Below are 25,301 nucleotides of genomic sequence, written 5' to 3'. Positions count from 1 at the left end.
CCCGTATCCCCCTCGCCGCCGTATGGGCGTGCGGGGGATACGGGCGGCTGTGGCCTCGGCCGTCGGCCTCGGGGCCCCTTCCCTCAACTGGGGCTCCGCCCCTTAACCCCGGGGCCTGGGGGCGAAGCCGCTGCCACGCGGCGGAGCCGCACATCGATGCCGCGGGAAGGGGCGGGGAGGGGACAGCATCGATATGCGGCTCCGCCGCGTGGATCGACATGCGGCTCCGCCGCGTGGTCCGCCGGACACCCCCGTAGGCCCTCTTTCAGCGGCCCGCCACCGGCTCCGGTGTGCCGGGCCGCTCCGAGGTGGCCGTGAGCCGGTCCGGACCGCGGCCCGGCAGCAGTGAGGCGACCGCGAGCGCCACCAGCGCGGCGCCGCCGCCGATCGCGAAGGCGGTGCGGAAGCCGCCCAGGGACGGGAGCTCGACGGGCCCGAACGCGGTGGTCATATGGGCGAGGACGACGCCGACCACCGCGCTGGCGGTGGAGGTGCCGATGGACCGCATCAGGGTGTTGAGGCCGTTGGCCGCGCCCGTCTCGGACACCGGCACCGCCGACATGATCAGCGCGGGCATGGCGGAGTAGGCGAGGCCGATCCCGGCGCCGATCACACACGAGATGACCACGATCTGCCACACGGCGTCCATCAGGAAGATGCCCATGCCGTAGCCGACGGCGATCACCCCGGCGCCGAGCATCAGCGATGTCTTGGGGCCCGAGGTGGCCGTGATCCGCGCGGACAGCGGGGAGATCGCCATCATCACCAGACCGGACGGGCCCAGGCACAGACCGGCGGTCATCATCGACTGGCCCAACCCGTACCCCGTGGCCTCGGGCATCTGCAGCAGCTGCGGCAGCACCAGCGACATCCCGAACATCGCGAAGCCGATGACAATGGAGGCCAGATTGGTCAGCAGCACCTGACGGCGCACGGTGGTGCGCAGATCCACCAGCGGCCCGCTCACCCGCAGCTCCCACCGGCTCCACAGCAGCAGCACGACCACCGCCGCGGCGAACAGCCCAATGGTGACACCGCTGGCCCAGCCCCAGTCGGCGCCCTTGGAGATGGCCAGCAGCAGACAGAGCAGCCCGGCCGACAGCCCGACGGCGCCCACCAGGTCGAACCGTCCGCCGCCGCGCACCGGGGATTCCGGTACGACCACCAGCACCAGCGCGATCACCACCGCGCCCAGGCTCGCCGAGACCCAGAACAGCACATGCCAGTCGGCGTGTTCGGCCAGTGCCGCGGCGCCGGGCAGGCCGAGGGCGCCGCCTACGCCCAGCGAGGAGCTCATCAGGGCCATCGCCGAGCCGAGCCGTTCGGCGGGCAGTTCATCGCGCATGATGCTGATGCCCAGCGGGATCACGCCCGCGGAGAAGCCCTGGAGCGCACGGCCGACGATCATCGGCGTGAGCGTGTCGGAGAGCGCGCACACCACCGATCCGACCACCAGCATCGCCAGGCTGAGCAGCAGCGTCCGCCGCTTGCCGTACATGTCGCCGAGCCGGCCCAGCACCGGGGTGGCCACGGCGCCGGCGAGCAGGGTGGCGGTGATCGCCCAGGAGGCGTCCGAGGCCGAGGTGTGCAGCAGCTCCGGAAGGTCCGGGACCAGCGGCACCACCAGGGTCTGCATCAGGGAGACGACGATTCCGCCGAACGCCAGGACGGCGACCACCGGGCCGGAGCGCGGCGGGTGGGCGGTCATCGCGGCTTCGGGGGCATCGGGGGTCGGAGGTGAGGAAGTCACGGTGGTCCTTCGTCGGGGCATGGCCGATTCACATCAGTGCCGCAGCAGTGTCGCACAATTTTGTGTAACGCGTACGTCAAATGTGGGCGCCCCGGTCGCCCGGCGGCTCCCCGGCCATGTCGCGGTAGATTTCCCGCAGTTCACGCTTGAGGATCTTGCCGCTGGGATTCTTTGGCAGCGCCTCGGTGAGCCGGGCGAGCTTGGGCACCCTGAACCCGCGAGCCGCACCCGGCCGTGCGTGAGGATCTCCTCCGCCGTCACCTCATGGCCCGAACGCCTCGATCCAGTACGGATGCGGCACCCCGAACACCGCGGCTTCCGCGACCGCCGGATGGACGTTCCGGGGGTCCGGACGGACCGGACGGGTCGTCATCCCGGCACGGCGTGGGATGGCGTCCACGGCCGCGGACGGCCACGAGCGGCGCCCGAGCGACCTTGCGTAGCCTTGGGGCCTGGTACGACGGGGGCGAGCGAAAGGACACCGGATGGCCGGGACCGCGGAGGGGACCGTCCGCAGAGGACGTGGGCGCCCGCCCCGTCTGTCGCGCGAGCAGATCGTCCGCAGCGCCGCGGAGCTCGCGGTCCGCGAGCCGGAGACCGCGCTGACCGTCAAGAGGGTCGCCGAGGCGGTCGGCTCCGCCCCCATGGCGCTCTACCGCTACTTCCCCGACCGCGACGACCTCCTCCAGGCCGTGGCCGACCGCGTCCTGGCCGAGGCCCAGCACAAGGATCCGCCGGGGGACACCTGGCAGGAGCGGCTGCGCGCCTGGATGCACAACAGCCGCGAGTATCTGCTGCCCTACCGCCAGCTGCTCCCCTATATGGCCGCCACCCAGCAGCCCGCCCGGATCTCGTCCCTGGTGACCCTCACCCGGATGCTGCGCCCCCTGAAGCTGACCGAGGACGATCTCGCGCTGGCCGTGGCCCTCATCGGCTCCACCGTCATCGGCCACGCGGTCTACGAGACCCACCGCGGCCCGGTCTCCGCCCGCAAGCTGGACGCCCTGAGCGAGGCGCTGGCCCACTACCCCCAGGGCGAGCGGGAGGCGGTGGCCCCGCTGCTGGCGCGGCTGCCGCGGGCGCACAGCAGGCTGTACGACGTGGTGGTGGACCGTACGGTGGCCGCCGTCGAGGCGCTGGCGGCGGAATGACCCGCCCCGGGGACGCGCGCCCCGGAACGGGCCATCACCATGGGCCGAACCATCGCCCGAGCCGTGGGTGCGGCTAGCCGGCGCACTCCATGGACGCCGGGTCCGCCGCGTCGCGGATCAGCGCCTGATGGGCCTGGCGCAGCCGCTTCACATCGGGCTTGATCTCCTTGCGGTCATAGGTGAGCAGCCCGTTGAGCTCGCCCTCCACATCCGTGATCTGGGTGTAGACGGCCCCGCTGCTGCCGTTGCACGCGACCAGCCCGCGCACCTTGTCCAGCAGCTTCAGATACTCGTCGGTGTACTGGTCCTTGTCCACGCCGACATAGGTGTGCTGCACGGGCCAGGCATGCCCCGGGACGGCCAGGCCCAGGCCGCCGTACTCGCCGGTGACCCCCGCCCGTGAGGCGTCCGGACGTGGATCGCCGGGGCCGGGGTAGGCGTGGATGTCGGCGAGGTCGCCGTTGCCGGTGTCGTTCCAGCCGCTGGCGCCGTTGATGAGCCGGCTGGGGTCCCAGCCCTTCGCGAGCGCCGGCACCTTCGGGCCGCCGTACTGGCCCCAGCCCTCGTTGAAGGTCACCCAGATGACGATCGACGGACTGCTGATGTGCTGGTCGATCATCCGCTTCATCTCGTGCTCGTACTGGGCCTGAGCCTTCTCGGACGGGGTGACCGTGTTCATGGCGGGCATGTCCTGCCACACCATCAGGCCCAGCCGGTCGGCCCAGTAGTACCAGCGGTCGGGTTCGACCTTGATGTGCTTGCGCACCGAGTTGAAGCCCATGCTCTTGTGCATCTTCAGGTCGTACGCGAGGGCCTCGTCGGTCGGCGCGGTGTGCAGGCCGTCGGGCCAGAACCCCTGGTCGAGGGTGGCCATGGAGAAGATCGGCTTTCCGTTGAGCACGGTGCGCTGCTTGCCGTCCACCTCCTTGACGGCGATGCTCCGCATGCCGAAGTAGCTCTCCACCCGGTCCGCCGAGGCGCCCCGCCCGACCGTCACCTTCAGCTGGTACAGATGCGGATCGTCGGGGGACCACAGATGCGGGGAGGGCACGGGGACGGTCAGCGGCTTTCCGGTGCGCCCGGTGGCGGTGCCGACCACGCGCCGTCCGTCGTAGGCGGTCGCGGTGACCGGGACGCCGTCCCGCACCCCGCGGACCTCGGTGGTGAGGGCCTTACCGGGGACGTCCGGGGTGAGCTTGAGGGTGTCCACGTGGTCGGTGGCGACGGGCTCCATCCAGACGGTCTGCCAGATCCCGGAGGAGGGGGTGTAGAAGATGCCGCTGGGGTCGAGGCGCTGCTTGCCCATCGGCGGGTTCTCGCCGTCGGCCGCGTCCGTCGGGTCGTAGACGCCGACGATCAGCTCCTGGGTGCGGCCCGGCCGCAGGGCATCGGTGACATCGGCGCTGAACCGGTCGTAGCCGCCGCGGTGGTCGGCCACCCGGGTGCCGTTCACATACACCTCGGCCTGCCAGTCGACGGCGTCGAAGTTCAGCCGCAACCGCTTGTCCTGGCCGACCTTCCAGTCGGCCGGGACGGTGAAGGTCCGCCGGTACCACATGCGGTCCTCATGGCGCTCCACGCCAGAGAGCTTGGACTCCACCGGGTACGGCACCAGGATCCGCTCCTTGAGCCTCTGCCCGACCGGGGGCTTCTGCCCCTCCTTGGCGGCGGCGAACTCCCAGCTGCCATTGAGGTTGCGCCACTGATCGCGGGTCAGCTGGGGGCGCGGGTACTCGGGGTGGGCGTTGTCCGGGCCGACGTCCTTGGCCCAGGGCGTGCTCAGCTGATACGTCGACTTGTTGCCACCGAAGGAGACATACGGGTCGATGGCGCCGTCGCCGTCCTCGAGACCGCCCTCGCCGTCGTAGCGCACGACGGCCTCGCCGCCGCGGCCGACTACCGGCTCCTTCAGGGAGAGCAGCAGCCGGGACGGATCGGCCGCGTCCAGCCGGGCGCGCCCGAGCGGCCAGGCCGCGCCGCCGATGACGGCGGACAGATGCGACGTCAGATCGGCCGGAGGAGCGGTCAGGGGCCGGGCGAAGTCCAGCAGCAGCGTCCGGCCGTCGGGCTGGACGGCGCTGGCCACCGGGCCGTCGTAGGCGAAGTCGGCGGGCAGCCGGAAGGCGGACGCGGGCACGGGCGCCTTGGCCGCGCCCGGCGGGGTCCAGGACAGGTGGAAGTTGGAGCCGCCGTAGTGCTCGAAGTACTCGACCTTGATGTCATACGCCTTGCCCGCGGTGAGCTCGACGGGCTGGGAGGTCTGCTCCTTGTCCCAGTCGTCCACCCAGTGGTCGATGACCGGCTTGCCGTCGATCCACAGCCGGAAGCCGTTGTCGGCGGTGATCGAGAAGGTGTGCGCACCGGAGCGCTCCGGTGTGATCTGGCCCGTCCAGCGGACGCTGACGTCGTCGGACCGTCCGGTGGTGGCCTGCAGCCGCGGCTCCAGATTGCCGAAGTCGAGGGCGGGGTCGAGGCTGGTGGCCTTCAGCTCGTGGAAGTCGAAGGCCCCCGGGGCGGACTGCAGGTAGTAGTCGCCGCGGAGGCCATGGACGACCGAGGGGTCGTCGGAGGGGGTGTCGGCCGCGGCCGGACCGGGAGCGGTCAGCAGACCGAGCGCGCCAAGCGCCAAGGTCACGGTCGCGACCACGGATCTGGCGAAAGATGAACGAAAACGCACATGTCCTCCTTGCTGGAACAGCTTTTGGGCTGCTGCTGGGACAAGTGGGGCGCCGCCATTGCGCCATCCCCAACAGAACCTGTCAATAGTGAACGCAAGGCAACAGCCCGGCTGTTGAGTACTGAGCCTTGACGGGAATGCGCTTTCTTCCTAGCGTGCTTGTTCATAGATGTGACCGATATTCAACAAGCTGCACTGGGGAGGGCCGTGATGGGGCGACGGATCGTGGTGTCGGGCGGCGGTACGGGCATAGGACTGGCGACCGCGGAGGCCTTCGCCGCCGAAGGCGACCGGGTGGTCATCCTCGGACGCCGCGCCGAGGTGCTGCGCGCCGCGGCGGACAAGCTCAATGCCGCCCACGGCGCCGACCTGGTCACCTGGACCAGCGCGGACCTCAGCGACCCGGAGCAGACCCGGCGCGCCGCCGAGTTCATCACCGCGGACGGTGGGGTCGACGTCGTCGTCACCAACGCCGGCGGCAATGTCGCGCCATCCAACGACGGCACCCTCGAGGGCATCGCCGGTCAGTACCAGCGGAACTTCGAGGCCAACGTGCTGACCGCCGTGCTGCTCACCGAGGCGCTGCTGCCCCACCTCACCCGGCCAGGCGGCCGGATCGTCCACCTGTCCTCGGTCGCGTCGCTGCGCGGCCCCGGATCGTACGGCGGCACCAAGGCCGCGCTGCACACCTACACCTTCGAGCTGGCCAGGCGGCTCGGCCCGGAGGGCGTCACCGCCAACGCGGTGGCCCCCGGCTATGTCGAGGACACCGAGTTCTTCGGCGAGCGCGGCACCCCCGAGTTCATCGCCCAGCAGATCGGGCAGACGCTCACCGGACAGCCCGGGACCCCCGTCGAGATCGCGGCCGCCATCCGCTATCTGGCCTCGCCGGAGGCCGCGTATGTCACCGGACAGGTGTTGCACATCAACGGTGGTGCGCAGTACGGCCGCTGATCCGGGCTCACCCCGGACAGGGGGCGGGGAATCGGATCCGCGCTAGGGCCGTACGGCCCTGGAGCAAGGGCCGCGCAGCCCTGCCGCCGCGTTCAGCCATGGTCCACTCTGGTCCTCCAACACAGGTGGGGGGAAGACGGACGGACGGCCGCACCGAAGGAGTCAGCTCGCTGACTCCAAACCATCTTCGGGCGCGGCCGCCCGTCCGTCCTGCGTTACCACTGCTTCACCACGCACCAACGCAAGGGGGGACTCATGTCCGCACACACCGCCCGTATCGGCGCGGCGCTCGCCGCCGGCTGCGCGATCGCCCTGCTGTACCCGGCCACACCCGCCGGGGCCGCCGGCTCCGTACACCTTTCCAAGATCTACTACGACTCTCCCGGCACGGACAACCGGAGCAACTCCAGCCTCAATGGCGAGTACGTCCAGATCAAGAACTCCACCTCGCGCGGGGTCAGCCTCAAGGGCTGGGTGCTCGTCGACGCGAGCAACCACAAGTACACCTTCCCCGGCTACACCCTCGGCGCGGGCAAGACGGTGACCGTCTGGACCGGCTCCGGCTCCGACACCTCGGCCACCAAGTACCAGGACCGACGGGCGTACGTCTGGAACAACGACCGCGACAAGGCCACCCTCCGCAAGACCGGCGGCTCCACGGTCGACACCTGCTCGTACGACAACAGCCGGGTCGACTACACGAACTGCTGAGCGCGCGCCGCGCGGGGGGCGCGGCGCAGCCGGTGAAGTCCTCCGGCCCGGACCACAATGGGGGTGTCGAGGAGGAGAGCCGGTGATCGGCCGTGTTGGACTGGGTGTGGGAGTACGAGGGCTACGAGCCCGGCGAGGAGCGGTTGCGCGAGTCGCTCTGTACCCTCGGCAACGGCTATGTCGCCACCCGGGGCGCGGCCCCCGAGACGGCCGCCGATGACACCCACTACCCCGGCACCTATGTGGCGGGCTGCTACAACCGGCTGACCTCGGTGGTCGGCGGGCGCCAGGTCGAGAACGAGGACATGGTCAACCTGCCGAACTGGCTGCCGCTGCGCTACCGCGTCCGCGCCCCGGACCGGTCCGCGGGCCCCGGCGGCTGGCTCACCCCGGACGGCGACGAGCTCACCGGCTACCGGCAGACCCTCGACCTCCGGTACGGCACCCTCATGCGGCGGCTGCGGTTCACCGACCGGCACGGCCGGGTGCTCCACGTCGAGCAGCAGCGCCTCGTCCATATGGGGGATCCACATCTGGCGGCCCTGCGCACCACCTTCCGGGCCGAGGGCTGGTCCGGCACCGTCGAGCTGGAGTCGGGGCTCGACGGTGCCGTGGCCAACACCGGCGTGGCCCGCTACGACGCGCTGTCCGGCCGCCATCTCATCGACCATCGCACCGGCGCCGCGGGCCCCGACACCGTATGGCTGAGCTGCCGTACCACCAGCTCCGAGGTGCGGGTGGCCATGGCCGCGCGCACCCTGGCCGTGCGCGGCGGGACGCCCACCGGCACCGGGCAGCGGCTCACCCACAGCGCCGCGCTGCGCACCCTGGCCGTGCCGCTCGCGCCGGACGCCCCCGTAACCGTCGAGAAGACCGTGGCGGTGTACACCTCCAAGGACCCCGCGGTCAGCGATCCGGCCCAGGCCGCCCTCGACGGGGTGGCCCGGGCGCCGGAGTTCGGAAAGCTGCTCGCCTCCCACCGCACCGCATGGGAACACCTGTGGCGCGAGGCGGCGTTGGAGGTCTCCGGCGAGCCGGGCCACCTCCTGCGGCTGCATATGTTCCACATCCTCCAGACGCTCTCGCCGCACACCGCGGAGCTGGACGTGGGCGTCCCCGCCCGGGGCCTGCACGGCGAGGCGTACCGCGGACATGTCTTCTGGGACGAGCTGTTCGTGCTGCCGTATCTGAACCTCCACTTCCCCGAGGTGTCCCGGGCCCTGCTGCACTACCGCCACCGGCGGCTGCCCCAGGCATGCCGCGCCGCCGCGGACGCCGGGCGGGCCGGGGCGATGTACCCCTGGCAGAGCGGCAGCGACGGGCGCGAGGAGACCCAGACCCTGCATCTGAACCCGCGCTCCGGCCGGTGGCTGCCGGACAACTCCCGGCTGCAGCACCATGTGGGCTCGGCGGTGGCGTACAACGTGTGGCAGTACTGCCAGGCCAGCGGCGACACCGAGTTCCTGCACACCAGGGGCGCGGAGATGCTGCTGCAGATCGCCCGCTTCTGGGCGGACACCGCCGTTCTCGACCCGGAGCGGGGGCGGTACCGCATCCGCGGGGTGGTCGGGCCCGATGAGTACCACGACGGCTACCCCGGCGCCGACCGCCCCGGGATCGACGACAACGCGTACACCAACGTGACCGCCGCCTGGGTGCTCGACCGGGCCCTGGAGCTGGCCCGCACCCTGCCCGAGCCGCGCCGCCGCGCGCTGTTCGAGCGGGTGGGCCTGGACCGCGCGGAGCCGGAGCGCTGGGAGGACGTCTCACGGCGGCTGCTGGTCCCCTTCCACCAGGGCGTCATCAGCCAGTTCGACGGCTACGGGGAACTGGCCGAACTCGACTGGGACGGCTACCGGGCCCGCTACGGCGACATCCGCCGGATGGACCGGATCCTGGAGTCCGAGGGCGACTCCGTCAACCGTTACCAGGTCTCCAAACAGGCCGACGCGCTGATGCTCGGCTATCTCTTCGGCCCCGCCGAGCTGTCCGGCCTCTTCCGGCGGCTCGGCTACGCGCTGGACGACGACATCTGGCGGGCCACCGTGGCGTACTACCTGTCCCGGACCAGCCACGGCTCGACCCTCAGCGGGCTGGTGCACGGCTGGGTGCTGGCGCGGGCGCGCCGGGCCGAGGCATGGCGGTACTGCCAGGAGGCGCTGCTCGGCGATGTGGCGGACGTCCAGGGCGGCACCACCGGCGAGGGCATCCACCTAGGTGCCATGGGCGGCACCCTCGATCTGGTGCAGCGCGGGCTGACCGGTCTTGAGACCCGTGAGGACGCGCTGTGGCTGGACCCGGTGCCGCTGCCCGAGCCGTCCGGGCTGTCCGAGTACCGGTTCTCGATGCGCTACCGCGGCCACTGGGGCGTCGCCCTGCGGGTGCGGGCCGGGCGGCTGTGGATCAGCGTGCCGGACTCGGAGGAGTGCCCGATCGAGGTGCGGCTCGCCGACCGTTCGCTGACCGTGGCCCCGGGCGAGTCGCACTGGGTTCCGCTGCCACCGGGCTGAACTCGCGTTCCCGTCCAGCCGATTGCCTGCCGGTTCAGCCGAGGCCGGGGACCACCATCGCCAGCCAGACGACCGGCGGCACCGCGGCCACCATGATCCCGCCGTAGATCATCAGCTGCCGGAAGAACCGGTCCCGGTCCACATCCGGCGCGTTGGCCAGCACCAGCGCCCCGTTGGTCGAGAAGGGGCTGACGTCGACGACGGTCGCCGACACCGCGAGCGCCGCGATCATCCCCACCGCGCCGATGTCGCCCTGGGCGAGGAAGGGAACGGCGAGCGGGATCAGCGCGCCCATGATGCCCACCGAGGAGGCGAAGGCGGAGACGATCGCGCCGATGTAGCAGAGCAGCAGGGCGGCGAGCAGCGGAATCCCGATGTCGCTGACGGCCTTGCCCGCGTAGTCGATGGTGCCCATCTCGTCCAGCACCCCGACATAGGTGAGCACACCGCAGATCAGCAGCACGGTGGGCCAGGTGACCTCGTTCACCGCCCTCTTGCCGTGGTCCGGCCAGAAGACGCTCAGGGCCACGGCGAGGGTGATCGAGGTGAGCCCGGCGTCCAGGTCGAAGGCGAGCACCGCGACCACCAGCGCCACCAGCGCGGCCAGGGTGGCGATACGGGCGGGGGTGAGACGGCCCTCCGCGTCGGCCGGTGCCTCCTCCGCCCCGTCTTCCCGCTCCTCCCCGGCGGTGGCGACGGCGGTCCTGGGGAGCTTCAGCCCGCCGCAGACGACGAAGACGACGGCGGCGATGATCAGGTTGACCACCAGGCTCGCGAGGAACAGCGTGATCTCGTTGCCGGGGAGCTTCTCCCGGTCCACGATGCCGTTGACGATCGATCCGTAGATGCTGATGGGGGAGAAGCCACCGCCCTGGGAGCCGTGCACCACCATGGCACCCATCAGCAGCGGACTGATCTGGTACCGCGCGGCGAAGGAGAGCGCGAGCGGGGCGACGATCGCGACCGCCGCCGGGCTCACCGCCCCGATCGCGGTCAGCGCCCCGCTGATCGCGAACATCACCCACGGGATCAGCGCGACCCGCCCGCCCACCAGCCGGATCGAGGCGTGCACCAGCCAGTCCGTGGTGCCATTGGCCCGGGCGAGGGCGAACAGATACGTCACCCCCACGAGCACCACGAACAGATCGCCCGGGAACCCGGCGAAGATGTGGTCCGCGCTGAAGTCGGCGACCAGCTCGCCCACGCCGAAGGCGGCGGCGAAGGACAGGGCGCCCATGTTGATCGACCGGGTGGTGGCGATGACGAAGACCACCACCAGCACGAGTATCGAGATCAATTCGTCGGACATCGAGCGCTCCCGTCACGGGGACCCGGTCGGCGGACCGGGGACGGTCGGGCCAAGTGGCCTGCTGGCTGACTCACGTTGAGGGCCGGGCGGTTCGGCCGTCAAGACATCGGTGGCAGATTGGCTCAGCCAATTGACCAATGCTCCACCGGACCGCACAACCACCACACCACCCGGCCACCCGGTGCTACGCTGCGAATCGGGGCCATCACAAACCGCGATGGGGGGAGCCCGTATGGTCGAGGACGCGCTGCGCCCGATGAACCGTCAGCGCCTGTACGAGCAGGTGCTGGAGAGGCTGCGCGCCTACGTCGAGGAGGGCGGCCTGAAGGCGGGCGACCGGCTGCCGACCGAGCGCGAGCTGGCCCAGCGCCTCGGCATCAGCCGCGCCTCCGTCAAGCAGGCCATCGTCGTCCTCGAGGTGCAGGGGCTCGTCGAGGTGCGCCAGGGCGGCGGGATGTGTCTGCTGCGCGACAGCCTCGACACCGAGCCCGTCGAGCGGCTGGTGGAGCGCCGCCGCAGGCTGCCCGATGTGCTCGACGCCCGCGAGGCATTGGAGACCAAGCTGGCCGAACTCGCCGCCGAGCGCCGCACCGACGACGACCTCATCGCCCTCCAGCAGGCCCTGCACTGGATGGAGGACGAGATCGAGTCCGACCGCCACGGCGTCGAGGGCGACCGCCGCTTTCACGCCGCCGTCACCGCGGCCGCGCACAGCCCGCTGCTCGCCGAGTTCATGCGCTCGATCGCCGACCAGATCGCCGAGAGCCGCGAGGAGTCGCTGCGCCAGCCCGGCCGCCCCAGGCGCTCGCTCGCCCAGCATCAGCGCATCCTGGACGCGATCGCCGAGGGCCGCCCCAAGGCCGCCGCCGCGGCCATGCGCCGCCATGTCCGTACCGTCGCCCAGGTGCGGCTGCTCAACTGGAATCCGGACGAAGCCCCTTGAGCCCGCGGCGGCATCCTGCCCGACCGTGACCGATCCCGGCTTTGGTCTGGACTTTCCCCGGTGGCTCGCTAGGCTCTGCGCGATCGACACGTGAAAGCGCTCTCACCTGCCGAGCAGAAGGGGAACTTCCATGAGACGGAAGCCCGTTGTCCGTGCCGGACTGTCCGCACTCCTCGTTCTCGGCGCCCTCTCGGGCGCCGGCGGGGCCTTCTCGACCGCCGCCGCGGCATCCGGCGCCGACGCCCCCGCGGCGAAGCCCGCCGCCGCGTCCGCGCCGTCCGCCAGCCTCGTCCGCGCGCTCGGCCGGGACCTCGGCCTGACCGCGGACCAGGCGCGGGAGCGGCTGGGCCAAGAGGCCGCCGCCATGAGGCTGGAGCCCAAGGCCAAGCGCGCCGCGGGCACCTCCTACGGCGGCTCGTGGTTCGACACGGGCAGCGGAAAGCTGGTCGTCGGCGTCACCAGCGCCGAACGGGCCGCGTCGGTACGGGCCACGGGCGCCACCCCCCGGATCGTCGAGCACAGCGCGGACGCGCTCGACGCGGCCAAGGCGCGCCTTGACAGGAAGGCCCGGAAGCAGGCCGCCCCGGCCGGGGTGAGCAGCTGGAGCACCGACCCCCGCGCGGGAGCCGTCGTGGTCCGGGTCCGGCAGGGGAGCGAGGGCGACGCCGCCGTCCGCGCGTTCCTCCGCGAGGCGAAGCGCTCGGCCTCCGTCCCGGTCACCGTCGAGAAGGCCCCCGCCCAGGCGCCGACGACCTTCGCCGCCGGCACGGTCGGCGGCGACCCGTACTACACCGGCAACGTCCGCTGCTCCATAGGCTTCTCGGTCCAGGGCGGCTTCGTCACCGCCGGGCACTGCGGCCAGGCGGGAGGCTCCGTCAGCGGCTGGGACGGCTCGTACATCGGCAACTTCCAGGGCTCCTCCTTCCCCGGCAACGACTATGCCTACGTCAGCGTCGGCAGCGGCTGGTGGACCGTGCCGGTGGTGCTCGGCTGGGGCACCGTCCCCGACCAGCTGGTCCGCGGCTCCGCCGAGGCCCCGATCGGCGCCTCCATCTGCCGCTCCGGCTCCACCACCCACTGGCACTGCGGCACGGTCCTGGCCAAGAACGAGACCGTGAACTACAGCCAGGGCGCCGTGTACCAGATGACCAAGACCAGTGTGTGCGCCGAGGGCGGCGACTCCGGCGGCTCGTTCATCAGCGGCGACCAGGCCCAGGGTGTGACCTCGGGCGGCTGGGGCGACTGCTCCGGCGGCGGCGAGACCTGGTACCAGCCGGTCAACGAGATCCTGTCGGTGTACGGCCTGCGGCTGCACACCGCCTGACGGGCACCGCCTGACGGGCGATACGGCGACGGGGCGGGCCCGGCGGCCCGCCCCGTCGTGTCGCTCCGGCGGCTACCCCGGGCGGTGCGCCGACAGCCGGTGCGGGTCGTAGCCGGGGATGGTGCCATCGGCCTTGGCGACCAGGAACAGCCCGGCCATGCCCATATCGGAGTGGCTCTGGACATGGCAGTGGTACATCCAGGCGCCCGCGCCGACGTTCTCCCCGGCGATCACCTGGAAGCCGAAGGAGTCGGCGGGCCCGGTGATCTTGTTGTCGATGACCCGGCTCACATCGTCCGGGCCCTCCAGCAGCCCGGTGCGGTTGTCCGCCCACCGGTGCCCGTGCATATGGAAGGTGTGGTAGTACTCGCCGTGGGTGATCATGATGATCTCGACGCGGTCGCCCACCGTGGCCCGGAACTCGGGGGCGTCATGTGCCGCCCTGTTGTTGATCGTCATGTCGTTGAAGACGATTGTGAACTGCTTGTCCGGCAGGATGTCGCCCGCCCGCCGCACCACCACCGGGCCGTACAGGCCCTTCCGGAGGCCGCCGGTGCCGTGCGGGGTGCCCACCGCGTGGTCGTGGTAGTGCCAGTAGCCCGCGCTGCCAGGGCGCCAGGTGCCGTCGGCGCGCTTGCCCGGGGCGTGGGTGCGCCAGGTGTAGGTGCGGGTGCCGCCCGGCTCCACGGCGCTGCGGTTGAGCTGGGTGCCGTCGCTGGCGATGTCGTAGTCCAAGCCGTGCACATGGAGGCTGGCCGTGACGTCCATGGTGTTCTCGAACTCGATGTGCAGGGTGTCGCCCTCGGTCAGCTCGATCAGCGGACCGGGGATGCTGGCCTTGCCCTTCTCGAGCCCGTACCCCATCTGACCGTCCGGCAGCTTCTCCGCGTAGAGCTTGAGATGGCGGACCGTGCCGCCCGCGGCCGCCGTTTTGACCCCGCCGGACGGGGCCTTCGGCGCCTTCGCGGCGGCGGGGGAGGTGAGGGCCAGCGGTCCGACGGCCGCGGCGGCCGCGCCGCCGGTGAAGAGCCGTCTGCTGAGACCGCGTCTGGAGGTGAAGCCGGGTGCGTCGCTCATCGTTCTCCCAAATCGCTGTGGATCCCCTGCCGTTGACGATGCGCAGATGCCCCGGGGTGTTTTCACGGTAGCCGGGGGATGCTCGTTCATCCACACTCAGGACAAAGTTCGTTGTGTTGCGGTCATAGCTATTGGCGACTTGCGAAAAGCCGTCTAGCTTCCTTCAGCGGTGTTATCGGTACGTGAGAGGGATGGGTGACCAATGCGGGACATACCGTACCAAATGCCCTCAAAGAGGAGAGGGCTGACAGTCGGTCGGCTGCGAAGGAGACGCGCGGGGGTGGCGGCACTGCTCTTCGGCGCCCTCACCGCGAGCCTGCTCGGCGGGACCCCCGCCAGCGCCCGGCCCGAGGATCGTGCGCCACTCACGCTGCCGTCGCCGCCGGGCGGTGACAACGTCCGGGTCCTGGTGTTCCACGGCTCGGCGGGGGACGAGCCGGCCACGGTGAACGCGGGCATCGAGGCCATCGAGCGGATCGGCAACCAGGGCCCCGCGGCGACCCGGTTCACCGTCGACGCCACCGCCGACGCCTCGGTCTTCACCAAGCCCCGGCTCGGCAAGTACAACGCCGTGGTCTTCCTGACCGGCTCCGGAGATGTGCTCGACCCCGAGCAGGAGGCGGGGCTCGAGGCGTACATGGAGGCGGGCGGCGGCTTCCTCGGCATCCATGACGCGGCCCGCAACGAGCCGTACTCCGACTGGTTCAGCGGGCTGATCGGCGCCCGCCCGGCGGCCACCAGCCCGGCCACCGCCCAGCGGGCCGTGGTGGAGGTCGGCGACCGCGTCCACCCGGCCACCAAGGAGCTGCCGCTGGAGTGGAAGCGCACCGACACCTGGACCAACTGGAAGGACAACCCCTCCGGCACGGTGCACACCGTGGCCCGGGTCCGCGAGTCCAGCTACCAGCCGGGCGCCGGCGCCAACGGCGCGGACCACCCGATCTCCTGGTGCCGTGACTACGACGGCGGCCGCTCCTTCTACACGGGCATGGGCGGCACGGTGTCCACCTTCCAGGAGACCGACTTCCGCGCCCATCTGCGCGGCGCGCTGCTGTGGACCACCCGTCTCTCCCGCGCCGACTGCAAGGCCACCATCAACGCGAACTACAAGGCCGAGCGCGTCACCAAGCCCAATCAGCCGGGCCAGTCCGACCAGATCGGCGAGCCGCACGGCCTCGTCGTCGCCAAGGACGGCCGGGTGCTGTACATCGGCCGGGGCGGCGGTGACAACAGCGCGCCCGTGGTCACCGACTGGAACGACCCGGACATCGGCAAGGGCCAGGGCCAGATCCATGTCTACGACCCGGCCACCGGCAAGGTGACGCTCGCGGGCGCCCTGACCGTCTTCGGCAACAAGGGCGGCGGCGATGAGCTGATCAAGGTCGAGGAGGGGCTGCTCGGCATCGAGCTGGACCCGGACTTCCTCACCAACGGCTGGGTGTATCTGCACTACACCCCGCACTCCCGGATCAACCGGGACACCCAGATGGCCGAGCGCCGCGTCTCCCGGTTCACCCTGGACCTGAAGACCAACAAGCTGGACCTGGGCTCGGAGAAGGTCCTGCTCTCCTGGCCGGTCCAGATCCACAGCTGCTGCCACGCGGGCGGTGGGATGAGCTGGGACTCCAAGGGCAACCTCTACATCGCCACCGGGGACAACAACTCCTCCCAGTTCAGCGACGGCTACTCCGGCAACAACCCACAGCCGAACTACAAGGGCGTCTCCTTCGCCGACGCCCGCCGCACCGCGGGCAACACCCACAACCTCAACGGCAAGATCCTGCGGATCCACCCCGAGGACGACGGCACCTACACCCTCCCCGAGGGCAATCTCTTCACCGGCAAGGAGCCCGACGAGGGCGGTGGCAAGACCCGCGGCGAGATCTATGTGATGGGGGTGCGCAACCCGGCCCGGATCTTCGTGGACCAGAAGACCGACATCCTCTACGCGGGCTGGGTCGGTCCGGACGCGGGCGAGCCCAGCACCACCTGGGGCCCGGCCAAGTACGACACCTTCGCCGCCATCACCAAGGCGGGCAACCACGGCTGGCCGTTCTGCATGGGCAACAAGCAGCCCTACCGGGACCGCAATCTGCCCGACCCGAGCAAGCCCCTGGGCTGGTACGACTGCGACCACCCCAAGAACGAGTCACCCAACAACGACGGTCTGGTGAACCTGCCGCCCATCACCGCGAACACCATCTGGTACTCGCCCCAGGGCGGCGCCCCCGACTATCCGCGGGACGCGAACGGCATCCCCAGCTACAAGACGTCGGAGGCCAAGTACCTGCTGCCGTGGCTCAAGGGCGGCGGCCAGGCCACCATGAACGGCCCGGTCTACCGGTACGACGCCACCAGTGACAGCACCACCAAATGGCCCCAGTACTGGGACGGCAAGTGGTTCGTCGGCGACTTCTACGACGCCGACCAGCCGCGCCACGCGGTGCTGACCGACCCCAAGACCGTCGGCAAGGGCGGGATGCCGGTGCACGCCGAATCCCTCAAGAAGATCATCCCGGTGGGCGCCGACGGCATCCGCAACCTCATGGACTGGAAGTTCGCCCCGGACGGCTCGCTCTACGTCCTCGACTACGGGCGCGGCTTCTTCACCTCCGACTCCAAGTCGGCGCTGTGGCACATCACGTACAACGGCGGCGAGCCCACTCCGCTCGCCCAGGATCTGGCCAGGAAGGCGGAGTGACCGTGAAGCGAAGGCGCCCCAAACCCATCAGACCCTGGCTGCCGCTGCTCGCCGCGCTGCTCATGGTTCTCGGGCTGAGCTCGGCGACGGCGACGGTGGCCTACGGGCAGGACGACACCCGGCAGGCCGCCCAGCAGACCCTCACCTGGACCGCGGGTGACGACATCACCAAGTACGGCTCGGCGCCCACCACCGCGGTCGCCGGGAAGGCCACCATCGTCTTCGAGAACAGCACGGCCACCGGCAACACCATGGGGATGCCGCACACCCTGACGTTCGATGTCTCCGACCCGGAGTACAACAACGACGTCCCGCTGAACATCCTCGCCAACCCCTCGGACGACAGCGGCGGCAAGCACACCGCCGAGGTCACCCTCAGCCCCGGCCGCTACCGCTACCACTGCACCATCCCCGGCCACGGCCAGATGCAGGGCATTCTGGTGGTCACCGACGGCGGCGGGGGCGAGGACACCACCGCGCCCGAGGCCTCGGCGAAGGTCGAGGGCGAACGAGACGCGGACGGCGCGTACATCGGGATGGCCACCGTCAGCGTGTCCGCCACCGACGAGGGCTCCGGTGTGGACCGGATCGAGTTCGCCGAAGGTGACGGGGCGTTCCAGCCGTACACCGCCCCGGTGATGGTCCACCAGGTCGGGCAGCACACCATCCGCTACCGGGCCGTGGACAAGGCGGGGAACGTGTCGGAGGTGAAGTCGGTGGACTTCACCGTGGTGGCGCCGCCGACGGACGACTCCACACCGCCGGAGACCTCCGCCACCGTCTCCGGTGAGAAGGACCCGTCCGGTGCGTACATCGGCATGGCCACCGTGACCGTCACCGCCTCCGACACCGGCTCCGGGGTCAACCGCATCGACTACGCCCTGGGCCAGGGGGAGTTCCAGCCCTACACCGGTCCGGTGATGGTCCATGACGCGGGCGCGCACACGGTGCGCTTCCGGGCGGCGGACAAGGCGGGCAATGTGTCGGAGGTGAAGTCGGTGGACTTCACGGTGGTGGTACCGCCGGCCGAGGACACCATGCCGCCGGTGACCTCCGCGCAGGTCGACGGGGTCAAGAACTCCGACGGCGCCTATGTGGGCAGCGCCAAGGTCACGCTCACCGCCGCGGACGACGACTCCGGGGTGGAGAAGGTCGAGTACTCCCTGGACAGCGGCCCGTACCTCGCGTACGCCACCCCCCTGGTGGTGGACCGGGTGGGCCGTCACACCGTGGCGTACCGCGCCACCGACAAGGCGGGCAACACCTCCGAGGCCCGCCAGCTCGCCTTCACCGTGGCCGAGGGCGGCGGGGTGCCCGCCCCCGCGTGTCCGGAGTGGGACGAGCGCCTCACGGTGATCGTCGGCACGGTGGACACCGGTGTCCCCAACCGCATCACCCGCAGCCGCTGCACCATCAATGAGCTGATCGAGGACGAGAAGGACTGGTCCTCCCACGCCCTCTTCCTCAAGCACGTCACCGCCGTCACCGACAAGCTGCTCGCCGACGGCGTCGTCGACCAGCGCGAGTACCGGGCGATCAACAAGGCGGCCAAGCAGTCCGGGATCGGCAAGCCCGGTCAGGGCGAGGGCTACCGCCCGCTGTTCGACGGCACCAAGAAGTCCTTCGACAAGTGGCAGCATGTGGGTGGCGGGGCCTTCGGCCTCAATGGCGACGGGACCATCACCAGCAGCTCCTCGGTCGAGGGCATGGGCATGCTGTGGTTCCCGCAGCGGACGTACGACGACTTCTCGCTGAAGCTCCAGTTCCGGGATGACGCCCCCGGCACGGGCAATGCCAACAGCGGTGTCTTCGTGCGCTTCCCGTACGTCCATGACCACCCCGAGGAGTCCCGCCCGGAGTGGGTCGCCATCAAGTACGGGCACGAGGTGCAGATCCTCGACCGCCCGGACGGCGATATGTACAAGACCGGATCGATCTACGGTTTCGACCGGGTCGGGCTGGCCGGGGCGGGGGTCACCCCCAAGGGCAGCTGGAACGACTATGAGATCCGGGTGGTGGGTCAGCACTTCTCGATCTACCGCAACGGTGTGCTGCTCAATGAGTTCGAGAACACCGGTGGCCAGGAGTTCACCCCGCCGCGCGCGGACGACCCCGGCACGGACGGCCGTCGGTACGCCTCCGGATACATCGGTCTGCAGACCCACAGCACCGGTGATGTGGTCTCGTTCCGCGACATCCGCATCAAGGAGCTGTAGGAACCGCCTCGTACGGCATGAGGAACGGCGCGAGGGTGAGTGGCCGCCGGAGCACCCCAGTCCCCGGCGGCCACGGACCATGGATCACGGGCCCTGACGTTACCTCAGGTAACACTCATCGGTAAGCCCTGTGCTCCAGACATGCCAAACCCCCGCTCCCGGCTTGCGGAAGCGGGGGTTTGACGTATCGTCAGGAGGTTGGAACGGTCAGGACGCCAGGGTGTCCAGAATCCCCTGCCCGTACTTCACCAGCTTGTTCTCGCCGACCCCGCTCACCGTGCCGAGCTCCTCGAGCGTGGCCGGGGCACGGGTCGCGATCTCCCGCAGGGTGGCGTCATGGAAGACCACATACGCGGGGACGCCCTGCTCCTTCGCGGTCGCCGCCCGCCAGGCGCGCAGCCGCTCGAAGACCGGCACGGCCTCCTCCGGCAGATCCACCGGGGCCTTCTTGGCCTTCCCCGAGTCCCCCGTCTTCCCCTTCGCGGTGCGCGACGCCTTCTCCGGCTCGCGCCGCAGCCTGACCTCGCGCTGCCGGTTCAGCACCTCCGCGCTCGCGGCGGTGAGCACCAGCGTGCCGTAGTCCCCCTCGACGCCGAGCACCCCCTGGGCCAGCAACTGCCGTACCACACCTCGCCATTCGGCCTCGCGCAGCTCGGTGCCGATGCCGAACACCGACAGCGCGTCATGGTCGAACTGGATGACCTTGGCCGTCTTCTTGCCGAGCAGGATGTCGATGATCTGTCCCGCGCCGAACTTCTGGTTGCGCTCCCGCTTGAGCCGCACCACCGTGGACAGCAGCTTCTGCGCGGGGATGGTGCCGTCCCAGGACTCCGGGGGAGTGAGGCAGGTGTCGCAGTTGCCGCAGGGGGTGGACTTCTGGCCGAAGTACGCCAGCAGCCCCACCCGGCGGCACTCCACCGTCTCGCACAGCGCCAGCATCGCGTCGAGATGGGCGCCGAGGCGGCGCCGATGGGTGTCATCGCCCTCGGAGGTGTCGATCATCTTCCGCTGCTGTACCACGTCCTGGAGCCCGTACGCCAGCCATGCGGTGGAGGGCTGTCCATCACGCCCGGCCCGGCCCGTCTCCTGGTAGTAGCCCTCCACGGACTTGGGCAGGTCCAGATGGGCCACGAACCGCACATCGGGCTTGTCGATCCCCATGCCGAACGCGATCGTGGCCACCACGACCAGACCGTCCTCGCGCAGGAAGCGCGCCTGGTGCTCGGCGCGGGTCCGCGCGTCCAGCCCCGCGTGGTACGGCACCGCGTCGATGCCCTGGGCCACCAGGAACTCGGCCGTCTTCTCCACCGAGGAGCGGGACAGGCAGTACACGATCCCCGCCTCGCCCGGGTGCTCGGTGCGCAACAGCTCCAGTAGCTGCTTCTTCGGCTCGTTCTTGGGGGCGATCCGGTACTGGATGTTCGGGCGGTCGAAGCTGGCCACGAAGTGCAGCGCGTCCTGGAGCTTCAGCCGGGACGCGATCTCCGAGTGGGTGGCCTCGGTGGCGGTCGCGGTCAGCGCGATCCGGGGCACGGTGGGCCAGCGCTCGTGCAGCTCGGACAGGGCCAGATAGTCGGGCCGGAAGTCGTGCCCCCACTGGGCCACACAGTGCGCCTCGTCGATGGCGAACAGCGAGATCTGGCCCCGGTCCAGCAGCCGCAGCGTGGACTCGACCCGCAGCCGCTCCGGCGCGAGATAGAGCAGATCCAGCTCGCCCGCGAGGAACTCGGCCTCGACCATCCGCCGCTCGTCCAGGTCCTGGGTGGAGTTGAGGAACCCGGCCCGCACCCCGAGGTTCCGCAGCGCGTCGACCTGGTCCTGCATCAGCGCGATCAGGGGGGAGACGACGACGCCGACGCCCTTCCGCACCAGCGCGGGGATCTGGTAGCACAGCGACTTGCCACCGCCGGTCGGCATGAGGACGAGCGCGTCACCACCGGCCACCACATGATCGATGATCTCCTGCTGCCCTCCCCGGAACGAGTCGTAACCGAAGACGCGGTGCAGAACGCCGAGCGCCTCGCTCGTCTCGGGGCCGGGCGCGTCGCTCATGTCGGGGCCGGTGTCGGGGAGAGCCATCCGGCGATTCTAGGGTGCCGGGAGGTACTCGTGGTGACCGCCTGTGGACAACCGGCCCGATAAGAGAAGGTGGGTGGGCACAGTAGCCGATGAGACGGCGACATGCCATGCTCATGCCCACTTACTCCGTCCATCCTTCCCCCACGAGGAGGCCGATCGTGAGATCCAGCAAGTTCGTACGTGCCTTACCCGCCGCGGTGACAGCGGTGCTCGCCCTGACGGCCGGACAGGCCGTGGCCGCACCCGCCGCCCCGGCGGAGCACACCGCCGCCGCGCGGACGGTGACGTACGACGCCAGCGGGGCCGCCGAGTTCAAGGACGCCGTGGCCAAGGGCGCGGCGATCTGGAACGAGAGCGTCGCCAACGTCCAGCTGAAGCCGGCCACGTCCGGGCAGCGGGCCAACGTCCGCATCATCGCGGACAACGGCTGGCCCCGCACCCTCTCGACCGGTCTGGGCAGCGGCACGATCTACTTCGGCCGCGAGGCCGTCGACGAGGGCTACAACACGGTGCGGATCTCCTCGCACGAGCTCGGCCACATCCTCGGTCTGCCGGACATGAAGCCGGGGCCGTGCTCGAGCCTGATGTCCGGCTCCACCGCCGGGGTCTCCTGCACCAACCCCAACCCGAACGCCGCCGAGAAGGCCGAGGTCGAGGACAGCTTCGGCCTCGTGGGCGCGGGCGCGACGGCCGCTGCGACGCCGCGGATGTACCGGGACTGACCCGAGCGGGCCGGGACTGACCCGATGCACCGGGACTGAGCGGGCCGGGAGCCAGGCTCCCGGCCCGCTCACCCCGTCACCGCCGTCGCCGTGGTGGTGCGCCGTCAGACGGTGATCACTTCGGTGTCGGGCAGCGCCCGGAACGGGCCGAGCTGGTCATCGGTGGCGCCGCTGTCGGTGACCAGGGTCCACGGCCGGTCCAGCGGCGCCCAGGCGGTGAACGGGGACTGGCCCAGCTTGCTGCTGTCGGCGAGGACGTACACCTCCTTGCCGCGGTCGGCCATCATCTCCTTGAGCGAGGTCTGCTGGAGGCTCGCCTCGCAGATGCCCAGCCGTGCGTCCAGCCCGTCGGCGCCGAGGAACACCTTGTCCGCGGTCAGCCGGGACAGGGTCAGCTCGGCGAGCGGCCCGACGAAGCCCTGGCTGACATGGCGCAGGGTCCCGGCGAGGGTGATCAGCTCGATGCCGTCCGCCTCGGCCAGTTCGCGCAGCGCGGTGAGCCCGCAGGTGATCACGGTGAGATCGCCACGGGCGCGCAGATGGTGGGCAAGCCGCCCGGTGGTGGTGCCGGCGTCGAGGATGACGGTGTCGCCCGGCCCGATCCGCGCGGCCGCCCAGCGCCCTATGCGGTCCTTCTCGGCGACCGCGAGTCCGCTGCGCTGCCCCAGGGTGGGCTCGGCGGTGTGACCGGCGCTCATCGCGCCGCCGTAGGTGCGGGCGATGGCCCCCTGTTCGGTGAGGAGCGCGAGATCCCGGCGGATGGTGGAGGGCGTCACCTCCAGCGAGCGGGCCAGCTCCTCCACGACGACCGTGCCATCGGTCTGGATCATCCGGGCGATCAGTTCCCGACGGTCTCCGGCACGCAGCCGTCTGCGCTCTTCCGCCCCGGCCCCCTGACGCATCGCGGCCCCCATCCTTCCGTAACTCTGCGCGACTCTGCGCAGCCCTGAGCAACCCTATCAGTCTGCGTATTTCGCGCTGTTTCATCGAGACACCGAGCAGGAACTTGCGTGTTACGTGCAATCGTGCCGCTCACAACGCGCATGGACCGAAGGGGCCGCACCCACTCGCCGAACGAGAGAAGCTGACAGCATGAACACTTCCCCCGCCGACTTCGCGGCCCGGCTGCGCGCCCGCCTGCGGATCATCGGCTACTGGGTCGTCCTCGACAATCCCGTCGGCACCGAGCGCCTGGCCGGGCTCGGCTACGACTACATCTGCGTCGACGCCCAGCACGGCCTCCTCGACTACAAGGGCACCCTCGGCGCGATGACCGCCATCGACGCCCGTGGCACCGCCGCCGGTATGGTGCGCGTCCCGGGCAACGACGGCTTCCGGATCGGCCAGGCCCTCGACGCCGGCGCCCGCGGGGTGATCGTCCCGCTGGTCAACACCGCCGAGGAGGCGGCCGCCGCGGTGAGCTACTGCCGCTACCCCCCGCTCGGGGTGCGCTCCTACGGCCCGATGCGCTCGGGTCTGCGCGTCGGCCCCGCCCCGGCCGAGACCAACCGGCAAGTGGCCTGCGTCGTGATGATCGAGACGGCCCAGGCGCTGGCCAACACCGCGGAGATCTGCGCCACGGACGGGCTCGACGGCGTCTACATCGGCCCCTCCGACCTCACCATCGCGCTCGGCGGCCGCACCTCGACGGACACCTCGGTGGCGGAGGAGTTCGAGGCGGCGCTGGCGAAGGTCGCCCAGGAGGCACGGACCGCGGGCATCGCCGCCGGTATCCACTGCCCCGACGGGGCCACCGCCGCCAAGCGCCTGGCCCAGGGCTTCACCTTCGCCACGGTCAGCAGCGACCTGGCCCACCTGGAGCAGGCGGCGGCCGCGCATCTGCGCGACGCGACCGGCTGAGCGCGCCCTCCCGGGCGCCGTCCCGGGTCAGCTCTCCACGCGCAGCGGCGGGTCCGTCAGCCCTCGGGCCCTCGGCAGCAGCACCGTCCGCAAAGCGACCGATGGGGACATCAGACGGGACGGGCCCGCCGCCAGATAGACGACGTCGCGGAACGCCGCGCCGACCACCCGGTCGATCGCCGCCCGGTCCGCCAGCCGCCCGAAGTACCAGCTCCGCAGCCGCTCGGCCGCCCCAGATGGCGTGGCGTCCGCGTCCGTGGCGTACGGGCGGTCCGCGCCGATGGCGGTCAGCCAGGCGGTGTCGCTCGCCCGGGCCACGGCGCGCTGCGCCGCGGCCGCGAAACCGGGCCGCAGGCCCCCCTCGGCCAGGCAGCCGCGCAGGGCAAGACCGCTGAGGGCGGCCACCGCCATGCCCTGGCCGTAGACCGGGTTGAAGGTGCAGGCGGCGTCCGAGACCGCGAGGAACCCCTCGGGCACCCCGCCCGGGGCGTCGTAGTGACGGCGGCGGTTGGAAGTGTCACGGAACCCGTACGGCGGGGACACCGGCTCACAGGTCAGCAGATGCTCGTACAGCGCGGGCTCGCCCAGGGACTTGACGAAGCCGGGCACCTCCGAGCTCTCGGTCGGCGGATGCTGACCGCGCGCCCCCGACAGCGTCAGCAGCCAGTGGCCGCCCTCGACCGGGGACCACGCCGCGCCGCGCGGACAGTCCGGGCGCGGCTGGATGACCATCACCATGTCCAGCGGCTCGGCGGGCCGGAACATCTGGGTGCAGTAGCCGATCCCGGCGTCCACGACCTCCTCGCGCGGCGCCGGAGCGCCCAGCTCCGCCAGCCACTTGGGGGCGCGTGAGCCGCGCCCCGAGGCGTCGACGACCAGATCGGCGGGCAACTCCCGCTCGGCGCGCCCGGCGTCCCGCGCCCGCACCCGTACGCCGGTGACCCGGCCCGCGTCGCCGAGCAGTCCGACGGCCTCGGTGCCCTGGAGCACCTCCACCCGGGTCCCGGACCCCTCGGCCTCGGCGAGCACCCGTGCCCGTACGGTGGCGTCGAACAGCGCCCGGGTGCAGCTGGTGGTGGCGTGTCTGCCCTCGTGGAAGCGGCGCTGCCAGCCGTTGCCGCCCTTGGTGATCACATCGCGCGGCGCCTCCAGGCGGTGTGCGCCCGCGGCCTCCAACTCGCCGTTCAGCCCGGGGAACAGCTTCTCCAGGGCGCGCCGCCCGCCGCTGAGGAAGACATGCAGATGGCGGCCCTGCGGCACGCCCTTGCGGAAGGCGGGCTGGTCCGGGTAGCGGTCGCGCTCCACCAGGGTGACGGT

At 71.0% G+C, this 25,301-nt stretch carries 18 protein-coding genes; 10 read left to right on the top strand and 8 right to left on the bottom strand.

The features are described 5' to 3' along the window. Nucleotides 1-265: 265 nt before the first annotated feature. Both GWI24_RS09780 and GWI24_RS46110 read right to left on the bottom strand, forming a co-directional pair. Complete coding sequence (locus tag GWI24_RS09780) at nt 266-1,708, bottom strand: MFS transporter (RefSeq protein ID WP_210945506.1); 1,443 nt, start codon at nt 1,706-1,708, stop codon at nt 266-268. A gap of 118 nt (nt 1,709-1,826) precedes the next feature. Further along, entirely contained in the window at nt 1,827-1,958 is a 132-nt protein-coding gene (locus GWI24_RS46110) for a hypothetical protein (protein ID WP_281789514.1), read from the bottom strand. Between the two features lie 277 nt (nt 1,959-2,235). On the opposite strand from GWI24_RS46110, the gene GWI24_RS09775 reads away from it, so the two are divergent. Continuing rightward, nucleotides 2,236-2,901 (top strand): TetR/AcrR family transcriptional regulator, encoded by a 666-nt coding sequence (locus GWI24_RS09775; RefSeq protein ID WP_210945495.1) that lies wholly within the window; start codon nt 2,236-2,238, stop codon nt 2,899-2,901. Between the two features lie 73 nt (nt 2,902-2,974). On the opposite strand, the gene GWI24_RS09770 is transcribed toward GWI24_RS09775, so the two are convergent. Further along, nucleotides 2,975-5,536 carry a PA14 domain-containing protein gene (locus tag GWI24_RS09770; RefSeq protein WP_374103289.1) on the bottom strand — a complete coding sequence of 854 codons (2,562 nt, stop codon included), beginning with the start codon at nt 5,534-5,536 and terminating at the stop codon, nt 2,975-2,977. A 252-nt stretch (nt 5,537-5,788) separates the two neighbouring features. On the opposite strand from GWI24_RS09770, the gene GWI24_RS09765 reads away from it, so the two are divergent. The 3 genes from GWI24_RS09765 to GWI24_RS09755 all read left to right on the top strand — a co-directional run bounded on the left by GWI24_RS09765 (nt 5,789) and on the right by GWI24_RS09755 (nt 9,753). After that, the gene (locus GWI24_RS09765) at nt 5,789-6,532 is read left to right on the top strand and encodes an SDR family NAD(P)-dependent oxidoreductase (RefSeq protein ID WP_210945493.1); all 744 of its coding nucleotides are present in this window, start codon (nt 5,789-5,791) and stop codon (nt 6,530-6,532) included. 255 nt (nt 6,533-6,787) lie between these two features. Next, nucleotides 6,788-7,243, top strand: coding sequence for a lamin tail domain-containing protein (locus tag GWI24_RS09760; RefSeq protein ID WP_210945492.1), 456 nt, complete (start codon nt 6,788-6,790; stop codon nt 7,241-7,243). Between the two features lie 92 nt (nt 7,244-7,335). Then, the gene (locus tag GWI24_RS09755; protein ID WP_210945491.1) at nt 7,336-9,753 is read left to right on the top strand and encodes a glycoside hydrolase family 65 protein; all 2,418 of its coding nucleotides are present in this window, start codon (nt 7,336-7,338) and stop codon (nt 9,751-9,753) included. A gap of 34 nt (nt 9,754-9,787) precedes the next feature. Here the strand turns inward: GWI24_RS09755 and GWI24_RS09750 are convergent, their stop codons facing one another. Then, nucleotides 9,788-11,062 carry an SLC13 family permease gene (locus GWI24_RS09750; RefSeq protein WP_210945490.1) on the bottom strand — a complete coding sequence of 425 codons (1,275 nt, stop codon included), beginning with the start codon at nt 11,060-11,062 and terminating at the stop codon, nt 9,788-9,790. 232 nt (nt 11,063-11,294) lie between these two features. Between GWI24_RS09750 and GWI24_RS09745 the strand changes: the two genes are divergently transcribed. Together GWI24_RS09745 and GWI24_RS09740 are read left to right on the top strand one after the other, a co-directional pair. Beyond that, nucleotides 11,295-12,005 (top strand): FadR/GntR family transcriptional regulator, encoded by a 711-nt coding sequence (locus tag GWI24_RS09745; RefSeq protein WP_210945489.1) that lies wholly within the window; start codon nt 11,295-11,297, stop codon nt 12,003-12,005. Between the two features lie 130 nt (nt 12,006-12,135). After that, entirely contained in the window at nt 12,136-13,329 is a 1,194-nt protein-coding gene (locus tag GWI24_RS09740) for a S1 family peptidase (protein WP_210945488.1), read from the top strand. Nucleotides 13,330-13,401: 72 nt separating this feature from the next. On the opposite strand, the gene GWI24_RS09735 is transcribed toward GWI24_RS09740, so the two are convergent. After that, complete coding sequence (locus GWI24_RS09735) at nt 13,402-14,406, bottom strand: multicopper oxidase domain-containing protein (protein WP_210945487.1); 1,005 nt, start codon at nt 14,404-14,406, stop codon at nt 13,402-13,404. Between the two features lie 223 nt (nt 14,407-14,629). Between GWI24_RS09735 and GWI24_RS09730 the strand changes: the two genes are divergently transcribed. Continuing rightward, nucleotides 14,630-17,107, top strand: a complete 2,478-nt coding sequence (locus GWI24_RS09730) for a ThuA domain-containing protein (RefSeq protein WP_247616125.1) — start codon at nt 14,630-14,632, stop codon at nt 17,105-17,107. A gap of 62 nt (nt 17,108-17,169) precedes the next feature. Further along, a complete protein-coding gene (locus GWI24_RS09725; RefSeq protein ID WP_247616127.1) occupies nt 17,170-19,323 on the top strand; it encodes an OmpL47-type beta-barrel domain-containing protein in 2,154 nt (717 codons plus the stop codon). A gap of 207 nt (nt 19,324-19,530) precedes the next feature. On the opposite strand, the gene recQ is transcribed toward GWI24_RS09725, so the two are convergent. After that, entirely contained in the window at nt 19,531-21,402 is a 1,872-nt protein-coding gene (gene recQ, locus GWI24_RS09720; protein ID WP_210945486.1) for a DNA helicase RecQ, read from the bottom strand. Between the two features lie 158 nt (nt 21,403-21,560). Between recQ and GWI24_RS09715 the strand changes: the two genes are divergently transcribed. Continuing rightward, nucleotides 21,561-22,124 carry a snapalysin family zinc-dependent metalloprotease gene (locus GWI24_RS09715; RefSeq protein ID WP_210945485.1) on the top strand — a complete coding sequence of 188 codons (564 nt, stop codon included), beginning with the start codon at nt 21,561-21,563 and terminating at the stop codon, nt 22,122-22,124. Nucleotides 22,125-22,228: 104 nt separating this feature from the next. Here GWI24_RS09715 and GWI24_RS09710 read toward each other — a convergent pair whose 3' ends face one another. After that, on the bottom strand, nt 22,229-23,026 hold the full coding sequence (locus tag GWI24_RS09710) for a DeoR/GlpR family DNA-binding transcription regulator (protein WP_247616124.1): 798 nt from the start codon (nt 23,024-23,026) through the stop codon (nt 22,229-22,231). A gap of 190 nt (nt 23,027-23,216) precedes the next feature. Here GWI24_RS09710 and GWI24_RS09705 point away from each other — a divergent pair, with 190 nt between their 5' ends. Further along, nucleotides 23,217-23,984, top strand: a complete 768-nt coding sequence (locus GWI24_RS09705) for an HpcH/HpaI aldolase/citrate lyase family protein (RefSeq protein ID WP_210945483.1) — start codon at nt 23,217-23,219, stop codon at nt 23,982-23,984. Between the two features lie 27 nt (nt 23,985-24,011). Here the strand turns inward: GWI24_RS09705 and GWI24_RS09700 are convergent. Then, nucleotides 24,012-25,301: NAD(P)/FAD-dependent oxidoreductase (locus tag GWI24_RS09700; protein ID WP_210945482.1), on the bottom strand; the 1,290-nt coding region annotated here is incomplete at its 5' end.

The sequence above is a fragment of the Streptomyces sp. MK37H genome, from assembly GCF_018035285.1.
Classification (GTDB): Bacteria; Actinomycetota; Actinomycetes; order Streptomycetales; family Streptomycetaceae; genus Streptomyces; species Streptomyces endocoffeicus.
The sequence above is the reverse complement of the archived record's forward strand: the minus strand, read 5'-3'. Positions and strand labels throughout refer to the sequence as shown.

Coding starts and splice junctions, on each gene's coding strand:
- GWI24_RS09780 (WP_210945506.1), bottom strand. CDS start 1,708: ATGACCGCCCACCCGCCGCGCTCCGGCCCGGTGGTCGCCGTCCTGGCG.
- GWI24_RS09775 (WP_210945495.1), top strand. CDS start 2,236: ATGGCCGGGACCGCGGAGGGGACCGTCCGCAGAGGACGTGGGCGCCCG.
- GWI24_RS09765 (WP_210945493.1), top strand. CDS start 5,789: ATGGGGCGACGGATCGTGGTGTCGGGCGGCGGTACGGGCATAGGACTG.
- GWI24_RS09760 (WP_210945492.1), top strand. CDS start 6,788: ATGTCCGCACACACCGCCCGTATCGGCGCGGCGCTCGCCGCCGGCTGC.
- GWI24_RS09750 (WP_210945490.1), bottom strand. CDS start 11,062: ATGTCCGACGAATTGATCTCGATACTCGTGCTGGTGGTGGTCTTCGTC.
- GWI24_RS09745 (WP_210945489.1), top strand. CDS start 11,295: ATGGTCGAGGACGCGCTGCGCCCGATGAACCGTCAGCGCCTGTACGAG.
- GWI24_RS09740 (WP_210945488.1), top strand. CDS start 12,136: ATGAGACGGAAGCCCGTTGTCCGTGCCGGACTGTCCGCACTCCTCGTT.
- GWI24_RS09735 (WP_210945487.1), bottom strand. CDS start 14,406: ATGAGCGACGCACCCGGCTTCACCTCCAGACGCGGTCTCAGCAGACGG.
- GWI24_RS09730 (WP_247616125.1), top strand. CDS start 14,630: ATGCCCTCAAAGAGGAGAGGGCTGACAGTCGGTCGGCTGCGAAGGAGA.
- GWI24_RS09725 (WP_247616127.1), top strand. CDS start 17,170: ATGGTTCTCGGGCTGAGCTCGGCGACGGCGACGGTGGCCTACGGGCAG.
- recQ (WP_210945486.1), bottom strand. CDS start 21,402: ATGGCTCTCCCCGACACCGGCCCCGACATGAGCGACGCGCCCGGCCCC.
- GWI24_RS09710 (WP_247616124.1), bottom strand. CDS start 23,026: ATGCGTCAGGGGGCCGGGGCGGAAGAGCGCAGACGGCTGCGTGCCGGA.
- GWI24_RS09705 (WP_210945483.1), top strand. CDS start 23,217: ATGAACACTTCCCCCGCCGACTTCGCGGCCCGGCTGCGCGCCCGCCTG.